This is a genomic window from Streptomyces sp. NPDC050674 (assembly GCF_040654575.1).
Classification (GTDB): domain Bacteria; phylum Actinomycetota; class Actinomycetes; order Streptomycetales; family Streptomycetaceae; genus Streptomyces.
The window spans coordinates 604,362-631,089 of the sequence record NZ_JBFAIG010000001.1 but is presented as its reverse complement, the minus strand read 5'-3'; the positions used below and the strand labels follow the sequence as shown (position 1 = coordinate 631,089).

The following is a 26,728-nucleotide window of genomic DNA, read 5'->3' as shown; positions in this document are numbered from 1 at the left end:
GCGTGACATGCGCAACGAGGGACTGGGGTCGTGGCCCGCACGCCGGGCCCGCAAGACCCCGCACCGCACCGCCCTGATCCACGGCGACACGTCCGCCGACTACGCCACCCTGTACGACCGCACCACCCGCCTGGCCCACGCCCTGCGCGCCCGGGGCGTGCGCCGCGGCGACCGCATCGCCTACCTCGGCCCGAACCATCCCTCCTACCTGGAGACCCTGTTCGCGGCCGGCACACTCGGCGCGGTCTTCGTCCCGCTGAACATCCGGCTCGCCGGACCGGAGATCGCCTACCAGCTCGCCGACTCCGGCGCCCGGGCCCTCGTCTACGGCCCGTCCTACGCGGGTCTGGTCGCGGGCCTGCCCGGCAGCACCGACGTACGCGTCTACCTGGAGGCCGGCGCCGAGTACGAGGCGGCCGTCGCCGAGGCCTCCGGGGAGCCGATCGACGAACCGGTCGGCCCCGACGACACCTGCGTCATCATGTACACCTCGGGCACGACCGGCCGGCCCAAGGGCGCCATGCTCAGCCACGGCAACCTCACCTGGAACGCGGTCAACGTCCTCGTGGACACCGACCTGATCGCCGACGAACGCGCCCTGGTCTCCGCCCCGCTGTTCCACACGGCGGGACTGAACATGCTGACCCTGCCGGTCCTGCTGAAGGGCGGCACCTGCGTCCTGGTCGACGCCTTCGACCCGGACGCCACCTTCGACCTGATCGAACGGCACCGGATCACCTTCATGTTCGGCGTGCCCACGATGTTCGACCAGGTGGCCCGTCACCCCCGCTGGCCGGAAGCGGACCTGTCGTCGCTGCGCATCCTCACCTGCGGCGGTTCCCCGGTCCCCACCCCGCTGATCGCCGCGTACCAGGAACGCGGCCTGACCTTCCTCCAGGGTTACGGCATGACCGAGGCCGCACCCGGCACGCTCTTCCTCGACGCCGAACACGCCGTCGACAAGGCGGGCTCGGCGGGCGTCCCGCACTTCTTCAGCGACGTCCGCGTCGTCCGGCCCGACCTGACGCCCGTCGACGTCGGCGAGGTGGGCGAGATCGTGGTGCGAGGGCCGCACGTCATGCCCGGCTACTGGGGGCTGCCCGAGGAGACGGCCGCGTCCTTCGTGGACGGCTGGTTCCGCAGCGGCGACGCCGCCCAGGTCGACGAGGACGGCTACGTGCACATCGTCGACCGCATCAAGGACATGATCATCTCCGGCGGCGAGAACATCTACCCCGCCGAGATCGAGGACCGGCTCCTCGCCCACCCCGGCATCGCCGAGTGCGCGGTGATCGGGGTCCCGGACGACAAGTGGGGCGAGGTGCCGCGCGCGGTCGTCGTGCCCCGCGAGGGCGTGGCCCTCGACCCCGACGAGGTGCTCGCCTCACTCGCGGGCCGCCTCGCCAAGTACAAGATCCCCAAATCGGTGGTCCTCGCGGACGAACTCCCGCGCACCGCCTCCGGAAAGCTCCTCAAGTCCCGTGTCCGTACGCGCTACGGCAAGCAGTGAAGGAACCGCATGAGCCTCACCGTCAACGGCCTCGACGAACTCAAGAAGCTCGCCGGCAGCGACCTCGGCACCAGTGAGTGGATCGAGGTCACCCAGGAACGCATCGACACCTTCGCGGACGCCACGGGCGACCACCAGTGGATCCACGTGGACCCCGAGCGAGCCAAGGACGGCCCCTTCGGCGCCCCCATCGCGCACGGCTACCTCACGCTCTCCCTCTTCATCCCCCTGTTCACCGAGCTGCTGGACGTCCAGGGCGTGACGACGAAGGTCAACTACGGCCTCAACAAGGTGCGTTTCCCCTCCCCGGTGAAGGCCGGATCCCGCATCCGGCTGGTCGCGAAGCTCGCCGAGGTCGAGGAGGTGCCGGGCGGTGTGCAGATCACCGTCGAGGGTGCCATCGAGATCGAGGGCGGCACCAAGCCCGCCGCGGTGCTGCAGAGCCTGTCGCGGTTCTACGCCTGAGGACGCGCGGGCACCAGGTCCAGAAGGCGTTCCGAGGCCTCGCGCGCGAGGGGCGAGAGCCGTTCGTGCACGACCCGGAACGTCTTCTCGGCTTGTTCCGCCGGCCAGTCGCCGGGCAGGTGCTCGACGGGCAGCCGCGGGTCGCGCCGGACGATCTGAAGCCACTCCGTCTGGAGGCGCAGCCGCAGCACGAGGGCGTCGCCGGGGTCCGGCAGCTCGTCCTCCCAGGGGTGCCACCGCCGCACGAACCCCGCGTAGCTCCCGGCCAGGTCGGACAGCTCCCAGGTCTCCTCGATCATCCGCCCGATGTCCATCCCGGCGTCCGCGTGCGCCCGGAAGACCTTCACATGCGCGGTCAGACCGAGCTCGGCCACCAGGGCCGACACCTCCACCGCCCCCGGGGCGATCCACAGACCGTTGAACAGCGGCCCGAAGCCGCTCCAGGTCAGCCGGGAGCGCAGGTCGTGGCGCTGGCGCTGCCAGGACTCGGGCAGGGAGAAGCCGAGCAGGGTCCAGCTGCCGTCCCACCGCCGGTTGACGGCGCCGGTCTCCCAGATGCGCCGCTCGCCGTCGCGCAGCACCGCCTCCGAGCGGCCGGTCAGCCCGAAGTACACCCGGCGGCCCTCGCGCTGGCGGCGCAGCAGGCCACGCCCGGCCATGCGGGCCAGGGTCGAGCGGGTCGCCTGCTCGCCGACTCCGGCCCGGGCGAACACGTCGATGACGCTGCCCGAATACACGCACACGTCGCGGCCGAGCACCTGGTCGCCCAGGAACGTCAGCATGAGGGACTGGGGCCGCAGCGGCTCTTCACCGGTCACGGGGCCACCGTACCTCCGCTCGACCCGTCGGTGACCTGCTGGTACGCGGGGTCAGAAACCCTCGACGTCGACGAACACCGGGTTCGAGTAGAACCAGGTGTCCGCCCACGGGTCACCGTCCCCGGGCGGGTGCGGGACCGGCCCGTGCGGATCGACCGACGCGCCGAGGAAACCGGTGCCGTTGCGGTTTCCGTCGCTGCCGCGCAGCCGGACGTAGAAGGACTCCTCGCCGGCGGTCAGCGGGACGCGCAGGGTGTAGGTGCCCGTGCGGCCGGACACGTCCTGCGTCCGGACGACCCGGGTGTCCGGGGCCTTCCAGGTGTCGCGGTCGGTGACCGGCCCGCGCACCGCGCCGCGGATGACGTCCACGTGCGTCAACTCGGGCAGGATCCCGTGCGGGTTGGGCCGGGAGGCGGTCGTCACCGTGACGTTCAGGGTGAGCCTCTCGCCCTTGCGCACCCGCAGCCGGCCGCCGAGTGTCACGCCCCGGCCCCGGCCACCGTCCCGGGTCAGGCGGACCTCGAGCCCGTCGAGCAGATGCCCGTGGTCCACCCACACCCGGCCCGCGCGCATGCCCGCCATGACCGCGCGGTAGCCGATGGGGGCACCTCCCGCACCGCTCAGGTAGTGGGGGAGGGGCACGCCCACATGCGTACGGCTGAACTGGCCGGGCCAGAAGTCGCTGCCCGGCTGCGGGGTGTTGGTGTTCACCGGGTCGGGCAGCCTGCCGGTGTCGTCGAAGGTCTGCCCGGGCTGCCAGTCGCCGTTCTTCCAGGTGTCGTGCACGATCCGGTGGGCGTCGGAGTTGGTGGTGACCGAGAACAGCCGCCCCTCGGCGAGCAGCGAGTCCCACAGACCGCCGACGGTCGCGGTCGCCCAGTCGAAGCCGCCGTAGGTCACGTAGGCCTCCGCCGGGTAGCCGGGCCAGGACTGCGCGGACGGCTTGTTCTCGTACTCGCCGCGGACCGAGGTGGCGCCCCTCAAGCCGGGGATGGCCGCGCCCTGGGCACCGGGCGCGCCCTCCATGCCGATCATGATGTCGGGCGCCGCGTCCCGCCAGGCGCGCAGCTCGTGCGGGGAGTCGATGCCCAGGCGCATCGGATGGTTGGCCAGGACCAGCACGTCGTCGACGTACCCAGAACGCCGCTGCCGGTCCAGCCACTTGAGGGCCTTGACGGCGTGCGCCTCGTTGCGGGCGGTGTCGGTGTCGGCGGGGCCGCCCTTGTCGTAGGCGAGGAGCTTGCCGTCGTAGGCGCTCTCGAAGCGGGTGAGCAGGTCGGCCTCGTGCGGGCCGGGCGCGGTGAACACCGTGCAGTGCTCGGCGGCCGGGATGTACCACTCCAGGCCCTGGAAGATCAGCTGCCGTGGGTTCTCCGCACGCGCCCGGAGAATCTCCCGGTGCTCCAGGGCGGCCCCGTGTTCGGCGTGCCCGACGTTGGAGTGCTCGGTGAACACCATCCAGTCCAGGCCGTACTCCGCGCCCTTCGCGGCCAGCTGGGAGAAGGTGTACTTGGCGTCGTGGCTGTAGACGGAGTGGATGTGGTGGTCGCCGACGAGGTAGGCCAGGCGCGGGTCCTCACCGCCCGGCCGGCCGCTGTCACCGGCGGCCAGGGCGGGGGTCCGGGACGTCGCCGCCGAGCCGAGCGCGGACGCGGCGCCGAACAGGCCCGCGCGGCGCAGCAGCCCGCGGCGGGACAGGCCCTGCGGGTCGAGAGCGGCGGGGGAGACGGACGGATCGGCCCAGCTGGGCAGCTGCTGCGCGGTCATGATCGACAGGCCCTTCAGGATCTCAGTGATTCATGAAGGAGGTGACGGGCAGGGCCCGGGCGACGATCCGGACGTCGCCGAGCCGGCCGTGGAGGATCTGGTCGATCTTCCCGCCGTACTCGTAGCCGCCGAGCAGCCACGGCAGACCCACGGAAGCGATGCCGACCGAGGGCGCCTTGGGGTTGCGGACCACCGGGCAGCCCTCGACGTACAGCGTGGTGTGCCGGCCGTCGTTGACGACCGCCAGGTGCCACCAGGTCTCCAGCGGGGTCTCCTGGCCCCAGTTGGTCGCGATGCCCTGCTGGTTGAGCGGGCGCATCGCCCACTGCGGTTCCCGGTCGTTGGACAGGGACAGCGTGGCCAGCGGCTCGTCCGGGTCGTCGGCACTCTTCCCGGCGGCGCCGCCCGTGCCCGTGCGGGAGACCAGACCCGACCAGGCGTGGTGGTCCGGGTCCCAGTCGGCGGGCAGCCGGTAGAACGCCTCGATGGTGTAGCCGTCCTCGAAGGTGGCCCGGTTGAGCGGGGCGGCGTCGACCGTGCGCAGGTAGGCGCCCTTCAGCGGGGACTTGAAGCCCTGGAACTCCAGGCTGCCGTGGCCCGGCTGGTCGGGGTGGTGGTCCGCCGACCAGCCCAGCGCGCCGCCGCCGACCGTGACGAGGGAGAGGTCGTTCCCCCGCCCCGACAGGTCGCGGACCGTGCCGTCCACCGGCTTCTCGAAGCGCCAGTACGCCACCGTGCCGGGGACGAGCAGCTTCGCGGCGGGGCGCGCGGCACGGGCGGGCACGGGCGCGAAGCCGGAGAAGCGCTGCTCGAAGTCGATCTCGACGGAGAACCGGTCGGCGTCACCGCTCAGTTCCATCTCCTGCCGCTCCAGCTCGTTGAGCCCCTTCCCCGCCCGGCCGAGGATCCAGGGCGACACCGTCTCCACGTCGATGACACCCCGGTCCAGGTCGAAGCGGTACAGGCGGATCATCGCGGCGCCGCCGAAGTAGCGGTTCTGGTAGTTCGTCAGATGCAGGTGCACCTCGTGCCCGGCCGCGTTCTTCCGGATGGCGCGGGTGGCCGGCCAGTAGTGGCCGCCCAGGGCGAGGAAGATCTGGTCGTGGTCCTCGATCAGCCGGTCCCACAGCTGCTGCCCGTACTCCGACAACGTGTCGTCCACGACGACCAGTTCGTGGGTCGTGAGGATCACCGGCGTCCTCGGATGCCGGGCCAGCACGTCCTTCGCCCAGGCGAAGCCCTGCGGCGACAGCCGCCAGTCCAGGGCCAGCACCAGCCACTCCCGGCCGCCGGCGGTGAACCGGTGGAAGGTGTTGTAGCCGTCCGCTGAGGCCCCGCCGAACGTCCGCAGCCCCTTGAACCGCCGCGGCCCGAAGGCGTCCAGGTACGCGGTGGCGCCCCGCTGGTCGGTCGTCGACGACTTCACGTCGTGGTTGCCCGCCAGGACGCTGTAGCCGGCCCCGCGCCGGTCCAGCAGCCGGAACGCCTCCCCGATCGCGGCGAACTCCGCCTCCGCGCCGTTCTGCGTGAGGTCACCCAGGTGGGAGAGGAAGACGATGTTCTCCTCCCGGCCGTGCTCCAGCAGATAGCGCAGCGAGGCCTCGACCGGTGCCTTGTCGATGCTCGGACCGTCGAAGAGGTACTGCGTGTCCGGCATCACGGCGAGCGTGAACCGGCGGCTGTCCGGGTCGGGGTACCACGCCGGGGCCGCCTGCGCGGTGACCGCGGGCAACGCGGTCACGGCCGCCGCGCTCGCGCCGAGCAGCGCCGTCGCCCGCAGGAAACCGCGTCGTCCGGCGCCGGCCTGGGGCGCCTCGCCCGGGTCGTGGTCATGCGAAGTGCACACGGGTGCTCCAAGAGGTGACTGAGAGGGGAGGAAGTCAAAGGACGCGCAGTGTCCAGCTCCAGCGATGGACACCGGCCGCGACGAGGTACGAGGCGAACGTGTCGGGCCCGCACGAGGCCGTGCCCAGCCCGCGGTGCGCCGCGTCGATGTGCACCACGCACCCGGACCGCGGCACCAGTTCGTCGTGATGCGCGACGGCGGCGAGGTCCGCCGCGCGATGCCGGGTGACGGAGACCTGGCGGGGCCGGTCCAGCCGCACCGCGAGACCGGTGGCGTCGGGCGCGGACAGCGTGAACCGCCGTACCCCGTGCCGTCCGCCGCTCTCCTGCGGCCGCAGATACGGCGTGAACAGCTCGTCCACCGGGAGACGGTGGTGGCCGACGGGCGCGCCCGCGGCCCGGTCCGGATACGACTCCCAGGGCCCCTGCCCGAACCACTCCAGCAGGTTCAGCCCGGCGACCGTCTCCAACACGGTCCCCACCCGGGCCACGTCGTGCAGCGTCTCGGGCAGCTCGGCGCACTCCTCCACGAGCAGCCCGCCCTCCACAGCCGTCAACACCTGCTCGTGCCGCACTGTCCCGCCCGTGCAGAGGTAGTCGGACACCACCGTCACCCGGCCCGGGTCACGCCGTACGGAGACGACCTCCCGGGCGGGCGCCTGGAGCCCCCAGTCCCGCCAGCGGGCCGCCATGCCGCCCAGTTCGTCGTTGTCGGTGGGCGCCCGCCACAGGGACAGCGTGGGCGCGGCCGTCAGCAGTGGATGGACCAGCAGCCCGTCCCCGTCCACCTCGACCGGACCGCCCGGGACCCGGGTGTGCGTCACCGGCGGTGCCGCCCGCAGCCGTACCTGCGGCAGGCAGACGACCGTGCCGCGCGGCGCCCAGGGCTCGTCCCCGGCCGTCGTGACCCGCAGGGTCAGCCAGGCCTCGCCGCCGTCCTCGGGCAGCGCGAACGGCAGCGGCACCGCGGCCGTCTCACCCGGCAGCAGAGCGGGCAGCTCGGCCGGAGCCGTCAACGTCGTGCCGTCGGCGAGGGACAGCTCCCACACGCCCGCCAGCCAGTCCAGGCCACGGAAGTGCTGATGGTTGCCCAGCACGACGCCCTCGTGCCGGAAACACTCGATGCGCACCGGCGCGGCGATCTCCCGGTGCTCGAACAGCACCGGCTTGGGGGTGCGGTCGGGGAAGACGACCCCGTCGGCGATGAACGCGCCGTCGTGGTCCGTCTCGCCGAAGTCGCCGCCGTACGCCCAGCGGTGGCCGGGCGCGGCGACACCGTTGTCGTAGAGCCCGGCGCCCCCACGCCCGGCCGGTCTGCCGTCGTTCACACGCTGGAGGATGCCGTGGTCCCAGAACTCCCAGATGAACCCGCCCTGAAGACCCGGCGTGGCCTCGATGGCCGCCCAGTGGTCCGCCAGCGTGCCGTTGCTGTTGCCCATGGCGTGCGAGTACTCGCACTGGATGAGCGGCTTGGTCTGGGTGCCGGACAGGGCGTGGGCCAGGCACTCCTCCAGCGGGGCGTACATGGGGCAGGCGATGTCGGAGGCCAGGTCCGGGTCGGCCCAGCCGCGCTTGGCCGCGCCCTCGTACTGCACCGGGCGGGTCGGGTCGTACCGGCGCACCCAGCCCGCCGCCGCGTCGTGGTTCGCGCCGTAGTCGGACTCGTTGCCCAGCGACCAGACGATGACCGAGGGGTGGTTCTTGTCGCGCAGCACCATCCGCGCGACCCGGTCCACGAAGGCGTTCAGATAGCGCGGGTCGTCGGCGATCTCGTGCGCGTGGTCGTGCGACTCGATGTCCGCCTCGTCGACGACGTAGAAACCGAGCTCGTCGGCCAGGTCGTACAGGGCCGGGTCGTTCGGGTAGTGCGCGGTGCGGATCGCGTTGAAGCCGAACCGCTTCAGCAGGACGAGGTCGGCACGCATGTCGTCGTAGGTCACCGTCCGCCCGGTCAGCGGGTGGAAGTCGTGCCGGTTGACGCCCCGGACGAACACGCGCTCGCCGTTGACCAGCAGGTCCCGGCCGACGATCTCGACGTCGCGGAAGCCGACCCGGTGCCGGGAGGTGTCGGCGACGGTGCCGTCGGCGCGGTGCAGGCGGACGGTCAGGCCGTACAGCTCGGGCGTCTCGGCGTTCCAGGTGCGCACGTCCGGCACGACGGTGCGCAGCCGGGCCTCGCCGAGGAAGCCGGAGACGCGCTCGTCGTCGGCGTTGGCCCGGTCGAACTCCGCGTCCCGGATCAGCGGGCGCCCGTCCAGCTCCCCGCTCACGTACCAGCCCTCGGGCAGCGCCCCGCCCGTGTCCCGCACCCGGCACTCCACCAGCAGGTCGCCGTCCCGCCGGGCCCGCACGGTCACGTCAGCGAGGTGCAGCGGGCCGACCGCGTACAGCAGCACCGAGCGGGTGATCCCGCCGTGCCACCACTGGTCCTGGTCCTCGATGTGCGAGGCGTCCGACCACTTCACCACGGTGAGGCGGACGGTGGCCCTCTCCCCGGGGCGCACCAGGCCCGTCAGGTCGAACTCGGCGGCCAGGTGCGAGTCCTTGGAGATCCCCGCGGGCCGCCCGTCCACATGGACCAGCAGCACGCTCTCGGCGGCCCCGACCTGGAGCACGATCCGCCGCCCGGTCCACTCGGCCGGCACGTCCACGGAACGCTCGTACACCCCGGTCGGGTTGGCGGCGGGCACATCCGGCGGGTACTGCGCGAACGGCATGCGGACGTTGAGGTACCGGGGGAGATCGCGAGTGCCCTGCATGGTCCACACGCCGGGGACGTACGACGACGACCAGGCCTCCCCGAGCGGGGCGTCCGGCGAGGGCAGGAGCTGGAAGCGCCAGTCGCCGTCCAGGCGGACGGCTCCGGCACGCCGGTCGACGGCGTTCATCGGCAGGCGTCGCCAGGAGGTCACCTCGGGGGCTTCCCAGGGGCGCAGGGCGAGCAGGGGGTCGGAGGGTGCGTCGGTCATGGCCGTTCCGGGGATCGTGGGGTGGGCCGGAGCAGGACGCGCCCCTGAAGGCCCCAGGCGGGGTCGACGGGGATGCCGAGACGGTCCAGGACGGTGGGGGCGATGTCGATGAGACGGGGTGCGTCGAGCCGGGAGCCCGCGGGCACGCCGGGTCCCGCGAGGACGACGAAGACCTCCCGCTCGGCACGCGAGTCGCCGCCGTGGCCGCCGGAGTCGAGGTGCCCGTGGTCGGTGGTGACCAGCACGGTCCACTGCTCCTCGGCGCGCCCCGGGTCCGCGCGCCGGGCGTCGATCGCCTCCAGCAGCCGCCCGAGGTGGGCGTCCTGGTCGAGCAGGGCCCGGTCGTAGGCGGGGGAGAGGGGGCCCGTGGCGTGGCCGGCCTCGTCGGTGGCGCCGAAGTACACGAACAGGGCGTCCGGGTCGTCCTCGGTGAGCCAGCGCAGAACGGTGCGGGCGACGCGGCGGTCCGCGGTCTCGTAGCCCTTGCGTTCGCCGTTGTGGCGTACCCGCCGGCCGATGGCCCGGCCGAGGGTGCCCCGGCGGACCAGGGCCGGCCAGGACACGGCGGCCGCCGTGCGCAGACCGGGCCGGGCGCGGGCGGCGCGGGTGAGGAAGTCGGGGTAGCGGGCGTAGTCGGCGCCTTTGAAGTCGTTGCCGGTGACGCCGTGGCGGTCGGGCCACACCCCGGTGAGGATGCTCGACCAGCCGGGTCCGGAGTCGGTGTGGGCCGTGCCGGACGCGGGCTCGTCGTCGGCCCGGCCGTACGGCAGCAGGCTCGTGCCGACGGCGCCCGCGGCCATCAGGGCGTGCAGCACCGGGGCGGTGGCCGGCGAGCGGGTCAGCCGGTCGTGGCGCAGGCCGTCCATGCCGACGACCAGTACCTTGGGGCGTCGGCTCTGGGTGTTGACGTCCGTCACTGGGTGCCTCTCCGCTGTGGTCCTACGAGCTCGGGACCGACTGCCGGTTCTTGGCTGCGCCTCCGCTGTGGCTGGTCGCGCAGTTCCCCGCGCCCCTTCGGGGCGCTGCCCTGACGGGGCGAGGGGGGTCAACTGCCCTGCACCGCCCCCTCCGTGGCGCCCGCGATGAACCCGCGGGCGAAGATCGTGAAGACCACGACGAGCGGCACGGACGCCATGAGCACGCCGGCCATGACCATGCTGTAGTCGGTCGTGTGGCCGACGTGGAGCTGGGCCAGCGCCACCTGGAGGGTCAGGTGGGTCGGGTCGTTGAGCACGACCAGGGGCCAGATGTAGTCGTTCCAGGCGCCGACGAAGGCGTAGATGGCGAGGAAGGACAACGCCGGCCTGATCATCGGCAGCACGATGTTCCAGTACGTGCGGAAGAACCCCGCGCCGTCGATGCGCGCGGCGTCGAGCAGCTCGTCCGGCACGCCGTTCTCGATGTACTGGCGCAGCCAGAAGATGCCGAAGGCGTTGGCGAGGGCGGGCAGGACCAGGGCCTTGAGCGTGCCGACCCAGCCGATGTCGGACATGAGGATGAACTGCGGGAGTACGGCCAGCTGGAGCGGCAGCATCATGAACCCCACCAGCAGGGCGAACAGCGTCTTGCGGCCGGGGAAGTCGAACTTGGCGAAGACGTACGCCGCCAGGGAGTCGACGAACAGCACCAGGACGGTGGTGACGGTCGCGACGACGAGGGTGTTCAGCATCGACCCGAAGAAGTCGATGGTGTCCAGCACGTGCCGTACGTTCTCCAGCAGATGGGAGCCGAACGTCAGCTTCGGCGGGCTCTTGTAGATGTCCTCGGTGGTGTTCGTCGCCATGACGATCGTCCACACGAACGGGAAGACCGAGATCAGGACGGCCAGGACGAGGACGACGTGTGCGGTCAGGCCCCTGGGACGCCGTGACCGCCTCGGAACCACTGCGGTCATGACTTCCTCCCGCGCTGGACGATCCGCCAGTTGACGACGACCAGCACCATGATCAGCACGAAGAAGGCCCACACGATGGCCGCGCCGTAGCCGTAGTCGTTGTTGACGAAGGCCGACTGGTAGAAGTACAGCAGCGTGGTCAGGCCGGCCTGGCCGGGACCGCCGAGGTTGGGGTTGGCGGCGTTGCTGCCGAACAGGACCTGGGGTTCGCTGAAGCTCTGCAAGCCGTTGATGGTCGAGATGATGACCGTGAACAGGATGATCGGCCGCATGATCGGCATGGTGATCCGGAAGAACGTGCGGACCGGCCCGGCGCCGTCCAGCCGGGCCGCCTCGTAGATCTGGGCGGGGATGGCCTGGAGGCCCGCCAGGTAGATGATCATGTTGTAGCCGGTCCACATCCAGGTCATCAGCAGCGCGATGACCAGTTTGATCAGCCACGGGTTGCTCAGCCACGGCACGGGCGGGATGCCGACCGTGCCGAGGATCGCGTTGACCAGACCGAAGTTGTTGCTGAACACCGCGCCGAAGAAGATCGACACGGCGACGATCGAGGTCACGTTCGGTACGTACAGGGCGATGCGGTAGAAGCCCTTGAAGCGTCGCACCGAGTGCAGCAGCGTCGCCAGCACCAGGGCGCCGAACAGGGTGGGGACGGTGGACAGCACCCAGATCACCAGGGTGTTGCGGATGGACAGCCAGAAGACCGGGTCGTCCAGAAGGAACCGGAACTGCTGCAGTCCCACGAACTGCACGGTGCCCAGGCCGTCCCAGCGCTGGAAGGCGAGGTAGAGCGAGTAGAAGACCGGGAAGAACGAGAAGACGCCGAAGATCAGGAAGAAGGGTGAGATCGCCAGGTACTGCCGCCAGTGCGACAGCACCCCGCGACGCGCCGGCCGCACGGCGCCCGCGGGTGGCGTGCGCCGCGGGCGGAAGCGGGCCGGGCCGGGCCCGCCGTGGTGCCGGGGCACCGTGGCGGAACCGGTGACCGGAGGTGAGGTCATCGCTCAGCTCACCCCCTGCCGCCGGGCGATCTGCTTGGCCTGGGCCACCGCGTCCTTCCAGGCGTCGTCGGGCTTCTTGCCCTTGGCCTCGATGCTGGACAGCTCGGTCATGAAAGGCGCCATGACGGCGGCGTCGGCGGGTGCCTCGTAGCTGGACGGGATGGCCTTGGCGGCCGGACCGAAGACCTCGATGATCTTCTGCCCGCCGAAGAACGGGTCGCCTCCCGTCATGGCCGGCATGGAGTAGGCCGCCGGTGCGGCGGGGAAGATGGCGGCGTCGGTGAAGCCGCGGGCGTCGTTCTCCGGGCTGAGGATCCAGCTGATGATCTTGAACGCCTCTTCGGGGTTCCGGCACTGCTTGGGCAGGGCCAGGTAGGAGCCGCCCTGGTTGGCCGGCCCGCCGGGCATCGCGCAGACCCGCCACTTGCCCTTGGTCTTCGGGGCCGCCTGCTCGATGTCCAGGGCGTGCCAGGCGGCACCGAGTTCGGTGGTCAGACTCTTGCCGACGGCGGCGTTCCAGGTGTTGTCGTTGATCTTGGCGTCGAGACCGAGGGTGTAGGGGCGCACGGCCGTGGTCCACGCCTTGCGGATGTGGTCCTGGTCGCCGATGAAGCGGTTCTCCTTGTCGATGAACCGCTCGGTGCCCTGCCCGACCGCCATGGTGAAGACCGAGCCGATGTTGTTGACCAGGTAGGTGCCCGGCACCTTCCCGCGCAGCTCGGTGCCGAGGGCGAAGTACTCCTCCCAGGTCCCGGCCCGGGCGGCGACCTTGTCGGGGTCGGTGGGCAGCCCGGCCTTGTCGAACAGGTCCGCGCGGTAGAAGAGCGCGGTGGGGCCTATGTCGATCGGGAAGCCGATCTGCCGGCCGTCCTCGGTCCGGGCGAGCTTGGTCTTCCAGTCCAGGTACCGGGAGGCGATCTTCTTGAAGCCGAGGTCGTTCAGGTCGAGGAAGCGGTTCGCGTTGGGCAGGAAGGACGCCATGTCCTCGCCCTTGATGCCGGTGATGTCGGGCACGGAGGCGCCCGCCGCGAGGGTGGTGGTGAGCTTCTGCTTGAAGTCGCCGCCGATGGAGGCGGCGGTCAGCTTCACCTGGCCGCTGAAGTGCGTCTTCGCCTCGGCGACCACCTTGTCGCTGAGGGCGCCTCCCCAGTACCACATGGTGAGGTTCTTGCCGTTCTTGCTGCCGGCCGATCCGGATCCGCCACCGCAGGCGACGGTCAGACCGGAGGCGGCCGCGGTCAGCGCGGCGGCCTGGAGGAAGCCTCTACGGGAAAGGTCCACGGGTGACTCCTGTTGTTCCTGTTCGACGTGCAGAGGGGTGGAGCGTCAGTGCCGCTCCTCGCGGGCGCGCGGACCGACGGGGGTGTGAGGGCTCGGCGGGGTGACGGGGGCGTGGCGCACGGGCGGGCCGGGATCGGCCGGGACGCGGTCGGTCAGGAAGCCGTAGGCGCGTCGCACCTCCGGGTCCCTCTGGGCACGCCACCAGCGTGCGACGCCGTACCAGCCGGGAGCCGCGAGGGCGCCTGAGTGGTGCCGCACGGACAGCCCGGCGGCCAGCACCGCGAACCGCAGCCGCTCCGCGAGCGGCCAGCCGCCGAGGGAGGCCGCGACGAAACTCGCCCCGAACACGTCCCCCGCGCCCGTCGCGTCCAGGACGTCGGTGTCCAGGGCCGGCACCTCGGCGTACTCGCCGGTGATCTGGTCGACGGCGAGGGCGCCGTCCCCGCCCCGGGTGACCACGGCGACCGGCACCAGCTCGGAGAGCGTGCCGAGCGCGGCCACCGCGCTGTCGGTGCGGGTGTAGGCCATCGCCTCGGTCTCGTTCGGGAGGAAGGCGTGGCACAGGGCCAGCTGGTCCAGAAGGGCCCTCGGCCACTCCTGAGCGGGGTCCCAGCCGACGTCGGCATAGATCTGTGTGCCGTTGGCGGCGGCCTTGGCGAGCCACTCGCGCGGCTCGGCCTCCAGGTGCACCAGGGCGGTCCGGGCGCCGGGCGGGTCACCCATCAGCACGTCCTGCGAATACGGCGGCTCCGTGCCGTGGGTGAGCAGGGCCCGGTCGCCGCCGTGCGCGACGGAGACCGTGACCGGAGTCGGCCAGCCGTCCGCCGTACGGGAGAGCGAGAGGTCGACCCCTTCCTGACCGCCCAGGATGTCCCGGCAGTACGCGCCGTAGAAGTCGTCGCCGAACACCGTGGCCAGGCAGGTGCTGAGGCCGAAGCGGGAGGCGGCCACCGCGAGGTTCGCGATGCCGCCGGGGCCGCAGCCCATGCCCCGGGTCCAGATCTCCTCGCCCGGGGTCGGCGGCTTGCCGAGCCCGGTGAGGACGAGGTCGTAGAAGAGCAGCCCGGTCAGCAGCACATCGGGCCGGTCATCGTCCACGGATGTGTCCTCTCGCTCGGGCTTCGACGGAGATCGTCAAAACTCTTCATTCGGTGAGCGGAATCGTGCGCTGCTCCGGAGAGATTGGTCAATACCCGAGCAGAAGTGAGCATAGAAATGATTGAAGATGACGAGTAGTGTTCCGGCCGTGCTGGCAGAACGACGACACCAACTCATCCTGCGGGCCCTGCGCGCCGGCGGGCCCGCGGCCGTGACCGACCTCTCGGAACAACTGGGAGTGAGTCCCGCCACGATCAGGCGCGACCTGGTCAAACTGGAGGAGGACGGACTGCTCACGCGGGTGCACGGCGGCGCCGTCGTGGAGGAGGGCGACCAGCCCTTCGCCGAGGTCGCCGAGGTGCGCGTCGCCGAGAAGGACGCCATAGCCGAACGCGCCGCCGCGATGATCAGGGACGGCCAGTCGGTGCTGCTGGACATCGGGACCACGGCCTACCGCCTGGCCCGGCAGCTGCACGGGCGGCGGCTCACCGTGATCACCAGCAATCTGGTGGTCTACGAGGAACTCGCCGACGACGAGGGCATCGAGCTGGTCCTGCTCGGCGGCATGGTCCGCCGCGAGTACCGCTCCCTGGTCGGCTTCCTCACCGAGGACAACCTGCGCCAGCTGCACGCCGACTGGCTCTTCCTCGGCACCAGCGGCGTGCGGCCCGGTGGCCAGGTCATGGACACCACGGTCGTGGAGGTGCCGGTCAAGCGCGCCATGATCAGGGCCGGGGAGAAGGTGGTGCTGCTCGCCGACGCGGCGAAGTTCCCCGGGAACGGGATGGCGAAGGTCTGCGGTCCCGAAGACCTGGACGCGGTGGTGACGAACGACCCGGTCGACCCGGTGACGCGGGCCTCCTTCCAGGAGGCGGGCGTCGAGGTGGTCGTGGCGGGAAAGGGGCAACCGTGAACCCTTCCCCGGCCGCGGTGGGGGGCCCGCCGGCACCGGCCGCCCCACCCGCCGGTGATCAGCGAGGTTCCAGCCCCTCTGAGCCCTGCGGACCGGAACCGGTCCGAGGTCCCCGAGCGAGTTCAAGGAGGTGGCGCGTGCTCGGTTCCCGCAACGCGCTCCGTGCAGCCTGCCGAAGCGGAGGAAGCCGGTGAAGCTGACGATTCTGGGCGGCGGAGGATTCCGCGTGCCGCTGGTGTACGGGGCGCTCCTCCAGGACCACGCCGAGGGCCGGGTGACCCACGTCGTCCTGCACGACCTGGACGCCGCACGGCTGTCGGCGGTGACCCGTGTCCTCGCCGAACAGGCGGCCGGTGTGCCCGACGCGCCCGAGGTCAGCGCCACGACCGACCTCGACGAGGCCCTGCGCGGCGCCGACTTCGTGTTCTCCGCGATCCGCGTGGGCGGTCTGGAAGGCCGCGCGAACGACGAGCGCGTGGCTCTCGCCGAAGGGGTGCTGGGCCAGGAAACCGTCGGCGCGGGCGGCATCGCCTACGGTCTGCGCACGGTCCCGGTCGCCGTCGGCATCGCCCGGCGGGTGGCCCGGCTCGCCCCCGACGCCTGGGTCATCAACTTCACCAACCCGGCCGGACTGGTCACCGAGGCCATGTCCCGCCACCTCGGCGACCGGGTCATCGGCATCTGCGACTCCCCGGTCGGCCTCGGCCGCCGCATCGCCCGGGTGCTCGGCGTGAAGAACCCGGGCGAGGCGTGGATCGACTACGTCGGCCTCAACCACCTCGGCTGGGTGCGCGGCCTGCGCGTCGCCGGCCGTGACGAGCTGCCGCGCCTGCTCGCCGACCCCGACCTGCTCGGTTCGTTCGAGGAGGGCAAGCTCTTCGGCCCGGACTGGCTCCGCTCCCTCGGCGCGATCCCCAACGAATACCTGCACTACTACTACTTCAACCGCGAAACCGTGCGCGCCTACCAGCAGGCCGAGAAGACCCGCGGCGCCTTCCTGCACGACCAGCAGGCCCGCTTTTACGCCGAGATGCGCGACCCGGGCGCCCCCGCCCTCACCGTCTGGGACCGCACCCGTGCCGAACGCGAGGCCACGTACATGGCCGAGAACCGTGAGAGTGCCGGGGCCGGCGAACGCGACGAGGACGACCTGTCGGGCGGCTACGAGAAGGTCGCCCTCGCCCTGATGCGGGCGATCGCCCGGGACGAGCGCACCACCCTGATCCTCAACGTCCGCAACCAGCGCACGCTGTCGGTCCTGGACACCGACGCCGTGATCGAGGTCCCCTGCCTGGTCGACGCCAACGGCGCCCACCCCGTCACCGTCGACCCGCTGCCCGGCCATGCCACCGGGCTGGTCTGCGCGGTCAAGGCCGTGGAGCGTGAGGTGCTGGCCGCCGCCGACTCCGGCTCCCGCGCGACGGCCGTGAAGGCCTTCGCCCTGCACCCCCTCGTCGACTCGGTCAATGTGGCCCGCAAGCTGGTCGAGGGCTACACCGAGGTCCACCCGGGGTTGGCGTACCTTAGGTGAACGCCGTTCGGTAAGCGCTTTCCCCCACCGCTTCCCGCCTGCTCGCTCTTCCCGCTTCTGGAGACATCCCATGCACGACGAAAGCCGCCGCATCGAGGAGCGCGTGCAGCGCCTCCACGACCAGCGCATCAAGACCGCGATCTACGCGGCCACCGTCCCCTTCGAGGTGGAGGCCTGGCAGGCGCCGGGGGAGCCGGTCCCGTTCGAGGAGGCCGCCGCCGCCTCCTACGAACCCTTCGTGATGGGGACGCCCTGGGGTCCGCCCTGGGGCACCACCTGGTTCCGCATGCGCGGACAGGTGCCCGAGGAATGGGCGGGCCGCCGCGTCGAGGCCGTCATCGACCTCGGCTTCACCGGCGACTGGCCGGGCAACCAGGCCGAGGCCCTCGTCCACCTCACGGACGGCACCCCGCTGAAGGCCGTCAACCCGCTCAACCAGTACGTGGCGATCGCCAACCCCGCCCAGGGCGGCGAGAGAGTCGACTACCTGGTCGAGGCCGCCTCCAACCCGGACATCCTCGCGAACGACTTCTCCCGGCCCACGCCCCTCGGCGACAAGCTCACCGCCGGCGACAAGCCGCTCTACACCTTCCGCGCCGCCGACCTCGCCGTCCTCGACGAGGAGGTCTGGCACCTCGACCTCGACGTGCAGGTGCTGCGCGAGCTCATGCTGGAACTCGGCGCGCACGACCCGCGCCGCCACGAGATCGCCCACGCCCTGGACCGGGCGATGGACCTGCTCGACCTGGACGACGTCTCCGGCTCGGCCACCGCGGTGCGCGCCGCGCTCAAGCCCGTGCTGTCCAAGCCCGCGCACGCCAGCGCGCACATGATCTCCGGCGTCGGCCACGCGCACATCGACTCCGCCTGGCTCTGGCCGATCCGCGAGACCAAGCGCAAGACGTCCCGCACCTTCTCCAACGTCACCTCGCTCGCCGACGAGTACGACGACTTCATCTTCGCCTGCTCCCAGGCCCAGCAGTACGAGTGGGTGCGCGACCACTACCCCAAGGTGTGGGCCCGCATCCAGGAGTCGGTCAAGAACGGCCAGTGGGCCCCGGTCGGAGGCATGTGGGTCGAGTCCGACGGCAACCTGCCCGGCGGCGAGGCCGTCGCCCGCCAGTTCGTCCACGGCAAGCGGTTCTTCATGGACCACTTCGGCATCGAGACCAAGGGTGTCTGGCTGCCGGACTCCTTCGGCTACAACGCCGCCTACCCGCAGATCGCCAAGCTCGCCGGGAACGAGTGGTTCCTCACCCAGAAGATCTCCTGGAACCAGACCAACAAGTTCCCCCACCACACCTTCTGGTGGGAGGGCATCGACGGCACCCGCATCTTCACCCACTTCCCGCCGGTCGACACCTACAACGCCCGCTTCAGCGGCGAGGAGATGTCCCGCGCGGTGCGCAACTACTCCGAGAAGGGCGGCGCCTCCCGGTCCCTGGCCCCCTTCGGCTGGGGCGACGGCGGCGGCGGCCCCACCCGCGAGATCATGGAACGGGCCCGGCGGCTGGCCGACCTGGAAGGCTCCCCGAAGGTCGTCGTCGAACACCCCGACGACTTCTTCGCCAAGGCCCGCGAGGAGTACCCGGACGCGCCCGTGTGGGTCGGCGAGCTCTACCTGGAGCTGCACCGCGCCACCTACACCTCCCAGGCCCGCACCAAGCAGGGCAACCGCCGCTCCGAGCACCTCCTGCGCGAGGCGGAGCTGTGGGCGACCACGGCCGCCCTGCACGCCCAGGACTACGCCTACCCGTACGAGAAGCTGGACCGGCTCTGGAAGACGGTGCTGCTGCACCAGTTCCACGACATCCTGCCCGGCTCCTCCATCGCCTGGGTGCACCGCGAGGCCGAGGCCGAGTACGCCCGCGTCGCCCGGGAACTGCACGCGCTGACCGCGGAGGCGGTGGCCGCGCTGGGCACCGGCCGGACCCGTGTCTTCAACACCAGCCCCTATGACCGCGCCGAAGTGATCCGCACCGCCGACGGCGCACCGGTGTACGCGCAGGTGCCCGCGAGCGGCTCCGCGCCCCTCACCGACACCGCGCCCCCGCAGCCCGTGACGGTGACCGGCCGGGTCCTCGACAACGGACTGGTCCGCGTGGAGGTCGCCGAGGACGGCACCCTGTCCTCCGTCCGCGACCTGCGCGCCGGCCGCGAGCTCCTCGCCGAGCCGGGCAACCTGCTCCGCCTGCACACCGACCTGCCCAACTACTGGGACGCCTGGGACATCGACAAGCACTACAAGAACCGCTACACGGACCTCCTGGACGCCTCGTCCGTCACCGTCGTCGAGCAGGACCCGCTGATCGGCGCCATCCGCGTCGAGCGGTCCTTCGGCAAGGGCTCCACGATCACCCAGACGATCAGCGTCCGCGCCGGCAGCCCCCGCATCGACATCGAGACGGACATCGACTGGCACGAGACCGAGAAGATCCTCAAGGCGGCCTTCCCGGTCGACATCCGCGCGCCGCACTCCTCCGCCGAGATCCAGTTCGGCCACATCCAGCGCCCCACCCACACCAACACCAGCTGGGAAGCGGCCCGCTTCGAGGTCTCCGGCCACCGCTGGGTGCACCTCGGCGAACCCGGCTACGGCGTCGCCGTCATCAACGACTCGACCTACGGCCACGACGTCTCCCGCACGGTCCGCGAGGACGGCGGCACCACGACCACCGTCCGCCTCAGCCTGGTCCGCGCCCCGCGCATCCCCGACCCCGAGGCCGACCAGGGCCGCCACCGCTTCACCTACGCGCTGCTGCCCGGCGCGACCATCGAGGACGCCGTCGCGGAGGGCTACGCCCTCAATCTGCCGCTCCGGGTGGCCGACGCGGCCGGCGCCCCCGCACCCGTGGTCTCGGCCGAGGGCGAGGGCATCACCGTGGAAGCGGTCAAGCTGGCCGACGACGCCTCCGGCGATGTCGTCGTACGGCTCTACGAGTCCCGCGGCGGCCGCGCCACCGGCACCCTGCGCACCGGGTTCGCGCTGGCCGGCGCGCAGATCACCGACCTGCTGGAACGCCCCCTGGAAGACGCGGAGGTCACCGACGGGGCCGTCACCCTCACACTGCGGCCCTTCCAGATCCTGACCCTGCGCCTGCGGAGGGGCTGACCTCAAGGCCACGCATCCGTGTTCGAGGACGCCAAGCTCGGCATCTTCGTCCACCGGTGCTTGTAGGGCCTGTCGTTTGGATCATGTCGGCCTGATCCGGACGACAGGCCCGGCCGCTTCCGGCACCACCGAATTGACCCACGATCATGGCGCCTGAATGCCCCCTGCCATGGGTCGCCCGGCTCCCTAGAGTCGATGTCATGACGACGACACAGAACGAAGACGGCATGACGACGACACGTCACCAGACGGCAAGGGGCAGCGGCTTCGCTCCGGTCCTCACGCGCGCCGCCGAGGCCGAGACGACGCGCGACCCCAGCAGCGTGATGACTCTCCTCGCCGACTCCGGGAACACCGGCGGGCGACTCACCAGCTACCGGTCGACCTTCGCGGAGGGCGCGGTCGGCGCACCCGCCCACCTGCACACCGAGGCGTCCGAGATGTTCTACGTGATCGACGGCGCACTCCAGGTGCTGGTGGGCGAGGAGATCACCGTGCTGCGAACCGGAGACTTCCTCCTCGTACCTCCGCACACCCCGCACGCCTTCGCCGCCGCGCCCGGTGCGACGGCCGACGTGCTGTTCGTCTTCACCCCGGGCGCCGGACGCTTCGACTATCTGCGGCTGCTGGGCCGGGTGATGCGCGGCGAGGCCGACCCGCAGGAGATCAAGGACTCCTCCGAACGCTTCGACAACCACTACGTCGACAGCCCCGTGTGGCGCGAGGCGCTCGCGGCCAGGGCCTGAGGTTCTAGAAGGGCAGCGCCTGGGCCGCCGCTCCGACGGAGCCGACCGGTTCGGCCGTGGTGGGCGCGGGCACCGCGGGCAGCGGATCCGTCACCTCCGGCGGCTGCTGCGGCAGGGGCACCGGCCGCAGCGGACGCGGCCCCGACACCACCGTGTAGTCCTGGCCGAGGAACGGCGGCACCATCTCTCCCGGGTCCTCGCCGAGGGCCAGCTGCACCGCGGCCCAGGGGGCGTTGACCCCGCACAGGGACAGCTGGTGCAGTCCGCCGGCCGGGCGGGTGTTGACGTCCATCAGCACCGGCCGGTCGCCGAACATCCGGAACTGGATGTTGGACAGGTAGTGCAGACCGAAGCCCTCCGCGATCCGCCGGGCCGGTTCCAGCCACTGCTCGTGCAGCGTGAAGCCCCTCCGGCGGCCGTTCTTGGTGCGGCCCACCGCCAGCCGGACCAGGTTGTCCGGTCCGGTCAGGCAGTCCACGGAGACCTCCGGCTGCTCCAGACGCGGCATCACCAGCCAGTCCACCGGCTCCTCGGCGCCCCGCAGCGCCTCCAGCACCAGATCCAGCGGCACGTACGGGCTCGGGAAACCGCTCAGATGCATCATCGAGAAGGGCGTCCGCGTGATCACCCGGAAGCCCACGCCACCGGCCCCGGACGCCGGCTTGAAGCACGCCCTGTGCCCCTTGCCCTCCAACTCCTCGACAGCCTCCACGAGTTCGTCCTCCGTGCGGACCCGGTACCACGGCGGCACCGGCACGCCGATCGCCTGGACCGCCTGGTAGGCGATCACCTTGTCGTGGAAGACGGCCACGGCCTCGGGCGGCGGCGCCAGCACCACGGTGCCGGCCGCCTCGAACTCGGCGCGGTGCGTCACGATCGCCGCCTGGTGCAACCTGGGCACGAACACGTCGATGCCGCGCCGCGCGCACTGGTCCAGCGCGTACTCGACGTACCCGGCGGGGGAGAGGTTCTCGGGCTCCAGCTCGGCGGTGTCGGCGGCGGCCAGCACCGGCGAGTCCGGGTCACCGTGGGTGGCGTGGATCTCGACGGCCCGGTCGCTGGGATTTCGCCGCAGCTGATCCATGAAGAACACGTTCTCCCCGTACGTGCGGTTGAGCCAGACGCGTACGCGAGAGACCATGCAGGCCGCCTTTCACGGTTCGCGGGCAGGGCGGAGCAGCCCGTGCCCGGGCAGGAAAAGGGAGGGACACCAAACCGCCCCTGTGAAAGGGAAGTTCGTAGCGGTGGTGTTGGGCCAGATCATACGGCTTCGGCGAGCCCCCTCGTGCAACGCGCGTGTGAAGGAATCCCGGGGCCACGGCCCCCGGGCCGCTCTTGTCCCGGTCGCACGGATGTGATCTCTTGATGAAGTCCGGGTGCGCGAAGGGGGCGAGAGGTGACATCGACGGCCGGTGGTGCCGCACAACTGCTGGCCATCAGCGATCTGCACATCGGTTACCCGGAGAACCGCGCCCTGGTGGAGGACATGCGGCCCGGGTCGGACGACGACTGGCTGCTCGTGGCCGGTGACGTCGCGGAGACCGTCGCCGACATCCGCTGGGCTCTGGAGACGCTGGCCGGCCGGTTCCGCAAAGTCGTCTGGGTGCCGGGCAACCACGAGTTGTGGACCCACCCGAGCGACTCCGTGACCCTGCGCGGCGCCGCCCGCTACGACCACCTGGTCGGACTGTGCCGGGAACTGGGCGTGACGACACCCGAGGACCCCTACCCCGTCTGGGACGGCCCCGGCGGTCCGGTGGCCGTCGCGCCGCTGTTCCTGCTGTACGACTACTCGTTCCTGCCGGTCGGCTGCACCACCAAGGAACAGGGCCTGAAGTACGCGCAGGGCACCGGGATCGTGTGCACCGACGAGTACCTGCTGCACCCCGACCCGTACCCGAGCCGGGAGGCCTGGTGCCGCGCCCGGGTCGCCGCGACCGAACGCAGACTCGCCGCACTGCCCGGCGACCTGCCGGTGATCCCCGTCAACCACTACCCGCTGCACCGGCACCCGATGGACGTCCTGTGGCACCCCGAGTTCGCCATGTGGTGCGGCACCGAGCTGACCGCCGACTGGCACCGCAGGTTCCGCGTCGACACGATGGTCTACGGCCATCTGCACATTCCCCGCACCACCTGGCACGAAGGGGTGCGCTTCGAGGAGGTGTCGGTGGGCTACCCGCGCGAGTGGCGCAAGCGGTCCGTGCCGCCGGGGCGGTTGCGGCGCATCCTGCCGGGGGAGAGCGAGGAGCGGTGATCGAGGATCTGGTGCCGCGGACCGTGGTCACCGTGGAGGCGTACGGCCACGAGGACGCGGCCACGCCGCTCTACCCCGAGGAGGCGGCGCTGGTGGCCCGGGCGGTCGCCAAACGGCGCCGGGAGTTCGCCGTCGTGCGCTCCTGCGCCCGCAGCGCCATGGAGAAGCTCGGCGTGCCGCCGCAGCCCATCCTGCCCGGGGAACGCGGCGCCCCCGGCTGGCCGGCCGGGCTGACCGGCAGCATGACCCACTGCGAGGGCTACTGCGCCGCCGCCCTGGTCCGCGACACCGACCTTGCCTCCCTCGGCATCGACGCCGAGATCCACGGGCCGCTGCCCGAGGGCGTCCTGCCGTCCGTGTCCCTGCCGGCCGAGGCCGGCCGACTGCGACGGCTCGCGGCCGAACGCCCCGACATCCACGGGGACCGGCTGCTGTTCAGCGCGAAGGAGTCCGTCTACAAGGCGTGGTTCCCCCTCACCGGGAAGTGGCTGGACTTCATGGAAGCGGACGTCGAGTTCACCGCGGACGGCACCTTCCGCGCGGCCCTGCTCGTCCCCGGCCCGCGCGTCGGCTCCCGCCGCCTCACCCACTTCGACGGCCGCTGGACCGCGGCGCGGGGCCTGATCGCAACCGCCGTAGCGGTCCCCCACGCCTGACCCCGCTCCAGGGCACGGCCCTTGCGCCGCTGCGGGCCGCCGTGGGCTGGTGCGGGGCGCTGTGGGCCACCGCCCTCACGCTTGATCCCGCTCCGGGCACGGGCCTTGCGCCGCTGCGGACCGCCGTGGGCTGTAGCGGACTGCTGTGGGCCGCCCTGGGCCCGGAGCCCGGGCGGGGCCGCCGGGCTCCGGGCCCGCGCCCAGACCCTCCCCGCCCACGGCTGGGAGACCCCTCTGCGGGCCTGGGCCGCCGACGGAGGGCGGGGAACCGGACTCGAACCCCGCCCGACGGCCCGCGCCCGGTCCGCTCGGTCAGGGACCCGGCTCCGGGCACCAGTTCGCCAGGAGGCGGAAGAACGCCTCCTCGTTGCCGGCCAGGCCGGCGCGCTCCATGGCCTGTTCCGCCTCCGCGAGCACCGCCGGAGGCACGAGCGGCGGTCCGCCCTCCAGGTCGAACGCGGCACGGACGGTGTGCAGCAGCCGCAGATAGGCCTGGACGGCGGTGCGTTCACGATCGGTCAGAACGGCGGTGGGCATCGGTCGGCTCTCCCCGTGTCGGCGTCGTCGGTCGTGCGCCCTCGCGGCAGCGGTGGCACACCTCCAGCTTGCCGTCCACCACTGACAATCCGGTCCCGTCGCCCTCCGGTTCGCCCGCTCGGCGCAGGCGGACCGCACCACGTCGCCGTGGCGGACGGCCGGTCAGCCCTGCGGTCCGCGATACCCCAGCGACGCCTCGATCCGCCCGGCCAGATGGTCCCGCTGCACCGGGCCCCGGACGGACGAACCGGCCAGCCACGCCCGGCACTTGCTGGCGAGCAGCAGCCCGAAGCTCTCGGCCTCCCGCTCGTCGTCGAGGTCGAAGCGCGTGCGCGCGGCGACCTTCAGCACGGTCGCCTGGAGGTCGGCACCGTCGTCCAGCAGCCGGGCCGCGACGGCGGCGCCCTCGACGTGGTGGGAGCAGTGCCCGGCCTTCATGTGCCACAGCTCGTGGCCCAGGATCACCAACTGGTGATCGGGAGCGGTGCGTTCCTCGATGACGACGAGGTCCTGTTCGGCCATGTCCAGCCAGAGCCCGCTGGCGGTTCCGGGCGGGAAGGCGGCCGTGCGGAAGCGGACAGGGCGGCCGCGGCGTCTGCTCATGCCGTCGCACAGGGCGGCGTACAGCTCCTCGGGCCGCGCCGGCGCGGGGAGGGTCAGCTCCGCCACCAGCTCGCCGCACAGGCGGCGCATTTCCCTACCGGTTCCCACAGTTCTCCCCACGGTCACGACTCGGGCCGCTTGACGCTCTCCAGGAGCATGTCCAGCCACTCCGCGACCTTGTCGCGGTGCTGGTCGGTGGGCAGTTGCGCGGCACGCCAGGCGATGCCGCGCACGCCGTGGTCCTGCAACAGGCGCTCCAGCGGGTCGTCCGCCGCCGCGGCCGCCTCCCGCTCACGGTCGGCGAGCTTTTGCAGCAGCTCCTGCTCGGTGTGCTGGAGGGCGCTGACCAGCGCCTCGGGGTCCTCGGCCGTGAGGAAACCGGCGTGGACCCGGAAGAACCGCTGGAGGGCGTCGCAGTGCTCCATCGTCGGCCGCCGGTCGCCGTTGATGAGCGCGCCGGCCTGCTGGCGGGACATGCCGGCCCCGTCGGCGATCTCCTGCTGGGTGTACTTGCGGCCGTTGGGCTTGAGCCGGGTCCGGCGCAGCAGGTCCAGACGCTGGAGGAAGCGGGCCTGCACATCGGGCTCGCCCGCCGGCCGGCCGCAGAGCAGGGCCTTGACCACGGGCTCCGGGACGCCGGACGCCACGGACAGCCGGCCGGTGTCGAAGACCTCGGCGTGCGGCACGCCGAGCCGGTCGGCGAGCGCGCCGACGCGGGAGACGACGGCCGACAGCACGGCCGTCGGCGTGGCGCCCGGACCCTCGACGAAGCCACCCGTCACCGACAGATCTCCTACGTCTCTCACAGGCTTCTCACAAGTGGATGCCGTGACCTACCCCCGCGTGAACTTCCCGGAGCGTAGCCGGTGGTTCGAACTCACATCCAGGTCTCGCCACAACTGTGGCCAATTTCAGCCGTCAACAGGCATGGAATGCCACGATAGTTGACACGCCTCAGCCCGGGGCAGCAGGATCGGGGCGCCGCGTCAAGGCCGCACAGGCAAGAGGGGTGACCTCCCGATGGCATATCAGGCAGGAGGGCAGCGGCCGGCACCGCGGCCCGTCCCCGAGACTCCCGAGGCCCAGGCCTACCTTGAGGACTACGCCGGGCTCCTGGAGGGTGTCTCCTTCCCCTCCCTGGTCGTCGACCACTGCTGGGACGTGGTGCTGACCAACGGCGCCTTCCGGTCACTTTTCCGCGAAGTGGGTCCTCACCCCACGGCCATGCCGGACGACAACTTCCTCAGGTTCGTGCTGTTCCACCCCGACGCCCCTACGGTGCTCGGCGAACACGAGGCGAGCTGGTGCCTGCCGATGCTCGCGCAGTTCGCGCGGACCGTGGAGACGCACGGCCCCGACGCCGGTCTGCAGGCCATCCGCCGCGACATCGCCCAGGACCCGATCATGGAGGCCGCCTACCGGCACGGCCTGCCGCACTGGATCCGCGTGGTCGGCGAGGACGCCGTCGAGCCGGACGGTGCCGTACGGCCGCTGCTGCACCCGGACCCGCGCCGGGGCGCCACCGAGTGCCGGGTCGTCGTCGAGACGTCCAGGACGCTGGAGGAACTGGGCTGCGCGCGCGTGACGTTCGTCCTGCGCGAGGCGCGCCGTGCTCCGGCACGCGAGCGCCGCACCCGCCGTACCGCCTCCCACTTGAGGGTCGTCCCCGCCGCCGACTGACCGCTCCCATACGTCGTCCGGTCCACCCTGTCGGCACACTTC

General features: G+C 71.7%; 22 protein-coding genes. 9 read left to right on the top strand and 13 right to left on the bottom strand.

The window, feature by feature from the left end:
• Window positions 1–7 precede the first annotated feature (7 nt).
• On the top strand, window positions 8–1,510 hold the full coding sequence (locus AB0I06_RS02665) for a long-chain fatty acid--CoA ligase (protein ID WP_363116885.1): 1,503 nt from the start codon (window positions 8–10) through the stop codon (window positions 1,508–1,510).
• 9 nt (window positions 1,511–1,519) lie between these two features.
• On the top strand, window positions 1,520–1,975 hold the full coding sequence (locus AB0I06_RS02660; protein WP_363116884.1) for a MaoC family dehydratase: 456 nt from the start codon (window positions 1,520–1,522) through the stop codon (window positions 1,973–1,975).
• Here AB0I06_RS02660 and AB0I06_RS02655 read toward each other — a convergent pair.
• The 9 genes from AB0I06_RS02655 to AB0I06_RS02615 all read right to left on the bottom strand — a co-directional run bounded on the left by AB0I06_RS02655 (window position 1,966) and on the right by AB0I06_RS02615 (window position 14,651).
• Window positions 1,966–2,793 (bottom strand): PaaX family transcriptional regulator C-terminal domain-containing protein, encoded by an 828-nt coding sequence (locus AB0I06_RS02655; RefSeq protein WP_363116883.1) that lies wholly within the window; start codon window positions 2,791–2,793, stop codon window positions 1,966–1,968. The genes AB0I06_RS02660 and AB0I06_RS02655 overlap by 10 nt on opposite strands.
• A 51-nt stretch (window positions 2,794–2,844) precedes the next feature.
• On the bottom strand, window positions 2,845–4,560 hold the full coding sequence (locus tag AB0I06_RS02650) for a PHP domain-containing protein (RefSeq protein WP_363116882.1): 1,716 nt from the start codon (window positions 4,558–4,560) through the stop codon (window positions 2,845–2,847).
• 22 nt (window positions 4,561–4,582) lie between these two features.
• Window positions 4,583–6,406 (bottom strand): LamG-like jellyroll fold domain-containing protein, encoded by a 1,824-nt coding sequence (locus tag AB0I06_RS02645; RefSeq protein ID WP_363116881.1) that lies wholly within the window; start codon window positions 6,404–6,406, stop codon window positions 4,583–4,585.
• A gap of 34 nt (window positions 6,407–6,440) precedes the next feature.
• Window positions 6,441–9,374, bottom strand: coding sequence for a glycoside hydrolase family 2 TIM barrel-domain containing protein (locus AB0I06_RS02640; RefSeq protein ID WP_363116880.1), 2,934 nt, complete (start codon window positions 9,372–9,374; stop codon window positions 6,441–6,443).
• Window positions 9,371–10,240: an alkaline phosphatase family protein gene (locus AB0I06_RS02635; RefSeq protein ID WP_363117027.1), complete on the bottom strand. Its 870-nt coding sequence runs from the start codon at window positions 10,238–10,240 to the stop codon at window positions 9,371–9,373. Before AB0I06_RS02635 ends, AB0I06_RS02640 begins: the two co-directional genes overlap by 4 nt.
• A gap of 179 nt (window positions 10,241–10,419) precedes the next feature.
• Window positions 10,420–11,268 (bottom strand): carbohydrate ABC transporter permease, encoded by an 849-nt coding sequence (locus tag AB0I06_RS02630; protein WP_363116879.1) that lies wholly within the window; start codon window positions 11,266–11,268, stop codon window positions 10,420–10,422.
• On the bottom strand, window positions 11,265–12,149 hold the full coding sequence (locus AB0I06_RS02625) for a sugar ABC transporter permease (protein ID WP_363117026.1): 885 nt from the start codon (window positions 12,147–12,149) through the stop codon (window positions 11,265–11,267). Before AB0I06_RS02625 ends, AB0I06_RS02630 begins: the two co-directional genes overlap by 4 nt.
• 126 nt (window positions 12,150–12,275) lie before the next feature.
• The gene (locus AB0I06_RS02620) at window positions 12,276–13,553 is read right to left on the bottom strand and encodes an extracellular solute-binding protein (protein WP_363116878.1); all 1,278 of its coding nucleotides are present in this window, start codon (window positions 13,551–13,553) and stop codon (window positions 12,276–12,278) included.
• A 45-nt stretch (window positions 13,554–13,598) separates the two neighbouring features.
• Window positions 13,599–14,651, bottom strand: coding sequence for a carbohydrate kinase family protein (locus AB0I06_RS02615; RefSeq protein ID WP_363116877.1), 1,053 nt, complete (start codon window positions 14,649–14,651; stop codon window positions 13,599–13,601).
• A gap of 148 nt (window positions 14,652–14,799) precedes the next feature.
• Between AB0I06_RS02615 and AB0I06_RS02610 the strand changes: the two genes are divergently transcribed.
• The 4 genes from AB0I06_RS02610 (at window position 14,800) to AB0I06_RS02595 (ending at window position 20,953) form a co-directional block, all read left to right on the top strand.
• The gene (locus AB0I06_RS02610; protein ID WP_363117025.1) at window positions 14,800–15,564 is read left to right on the top strand and encodes a DeoR/GlpR family DNA-binding transcription regulator; all 765 of its coding nucleotides are present in this window, start codon (window positions 14,800–14,802) and stop codon (window positions 15,562–15,564) included.
• 190 nt (window positions 15,565–15,754) lie between these two features.
• Window positions 15,755–17,095 carry a 6-phospho-beta-glucosidase gene (locus AB0I06_RS02605; protein WP_363116876.1) on the top strand — a complete coding sequence of 447 codons (1,341 nt, stop codon included), beginning with the start codon at window positions 15,755–15,757 and terminating at the stop codon, window positions 17,093–17,095.
• Window positions 17,096–17,165: 70 nt separating this feature from the next.
• Window positions 17,166–20,207, top strand: coding sequence for a glycoside hydrolase family 38 C-terminal domain-containing protein (locus AB0I06_RS02600; RefSeq protein ID WP_363116875.1), 3,042 nt, complete (start codon window positions 17,166–17,168; stop codon window positions 20,205–20,207).
• 227 nt (window positions 20,208–20,434) lie between these two features.
• On the top strand, window positions 20,435–20,953 hold the full coding sequence (locus AB0I06_RS02595) for a cupin domain-containing protein (protein WP_363117024.1): 519 nt from the start codon (window positions 20,435–20,437) through the stop codon (window positions 20,951–20,953).
• 4 nt (window positions 20,954–20,957) lie between these two features.
• Here the strand turns inward: AB0I06_RS02595 and AB0I06_RS02590 are convergent, their stop codons facing one another.
• Window positions 20,958–22,094 carry an ATP-grasp domain-containing protein gene (locus tag AB0I06_RS02590; protein ID WP_363116874.1) on the bottom strand — a complete coding sequence of 379 codons (1,137 nt, stop codon included), beginning with the start codon at window positions 22,092–22,094 and terminating at the stop codon, window positions 20,958–20,960.
• A gap of 255 nt (window positions 22,095–22,349) precedes the next feature.
• On the opposite strand from AB0I06_RS02590, the gene AB0I06_RS02585 reads away from it, so the two are divergent.
• The gene (locus tag AB0I06_RS02585) at window positions 22,350–23,210 is read left to right on the top strand and encodes a metallophosphoesterase (protein ID WP_363116873.1); all 861 of its coding nucleotides are present in this window, start codon (window positions 22,350–22,352) and stop codon (window positions 23,208–23,210) included.
• The gene (locus tag AB0I06_RS02580; RefSeq protein ID WP_363116872.1) at window positions 23,207–23,866 is read left to right on the top strand and encodes a 4'-phosphopantetheinyl transferase superfamily protein; all 660 of its coding nucleotides are present in this window, start codon (window positions 23,207–23,209) and stop codon (window positions 23,864–23,866) included. The genes AB0I06_RS02585 and AB0I06_RS02580 overlap by 4 nt, the downstream gene beginning before the upstream one ends.
• A 312-nt stretch (window positions 23,867–24,178) precedes the next feature.
• Here AB0I06_RS02580 and AB0I06_RS02575 read toward each other — a convergent pair whose 3' ends face one another.
• The 3 genes from AB0I06_RS02575 to AB0I06_RS02565 all read right to left on the bottom strand — a co-directional run bounded on the left by AB0I06_RS02575 (window position 24,179) and on the right by AB0I06_RS02565 (window position 25,788).
• The gene (locus AB0I06_RS02575; protein ID WP_363116871.1) at window positions 24,179–24,403 is read right to left on the bottom strand and encodes a hypothetical protein; all 225 of its coding nucleotides are present in this window, start codon (window positions 24,401–24,403) and stop codon (window positions 24,179–24,181) included.
• A 162-nt stretch (window positions 24,404–24,565) separates the two neighbouring features.
• Window positions 24,566–25,096: a toxin-antitoxin system, toxin component gene (locus AB0I06_RS02570; RefSeq protein WP_363117023.1), complete on the bottom strand. Its 531-nt coding sequence runs from the start codon at window positions 25,094–25,096 to the stop codon at window positions 24,566–24,568.
• Window positions 25,097–25,128: 32 nt separating this feature from the next.
• Window positions 25,129–25,788: a helix-turn-helix transcriptional regulator gene (locus AB0I06_RS02565; protein ID WP_363116870.1), complete on the bottom strand. Its 660-nt coding sequence runs from the start codon at window positions 25,786–25,788 to the stop codon at window positions 25,129–25,131.
• Between the two features lie 238 nt (window positions 25,789–26,026).
• Between AB0I06_RS02565 and AB0I06_RS02560 the strand changes: the two genes are divergently transcribed.
• On the top strand, window positions 26,027–26,686 hold the full coding sequence (locus AB0I06_RS02560) for a hypothetical protein (RefSeq protein WP_363116869.1): 660 nt from the start codon (window positions 26,027–26,029) through the stop codon (window positions 26,684–26,686).
• Window positions 26,687–26,728: the final 42 nt, after the last annotated feature.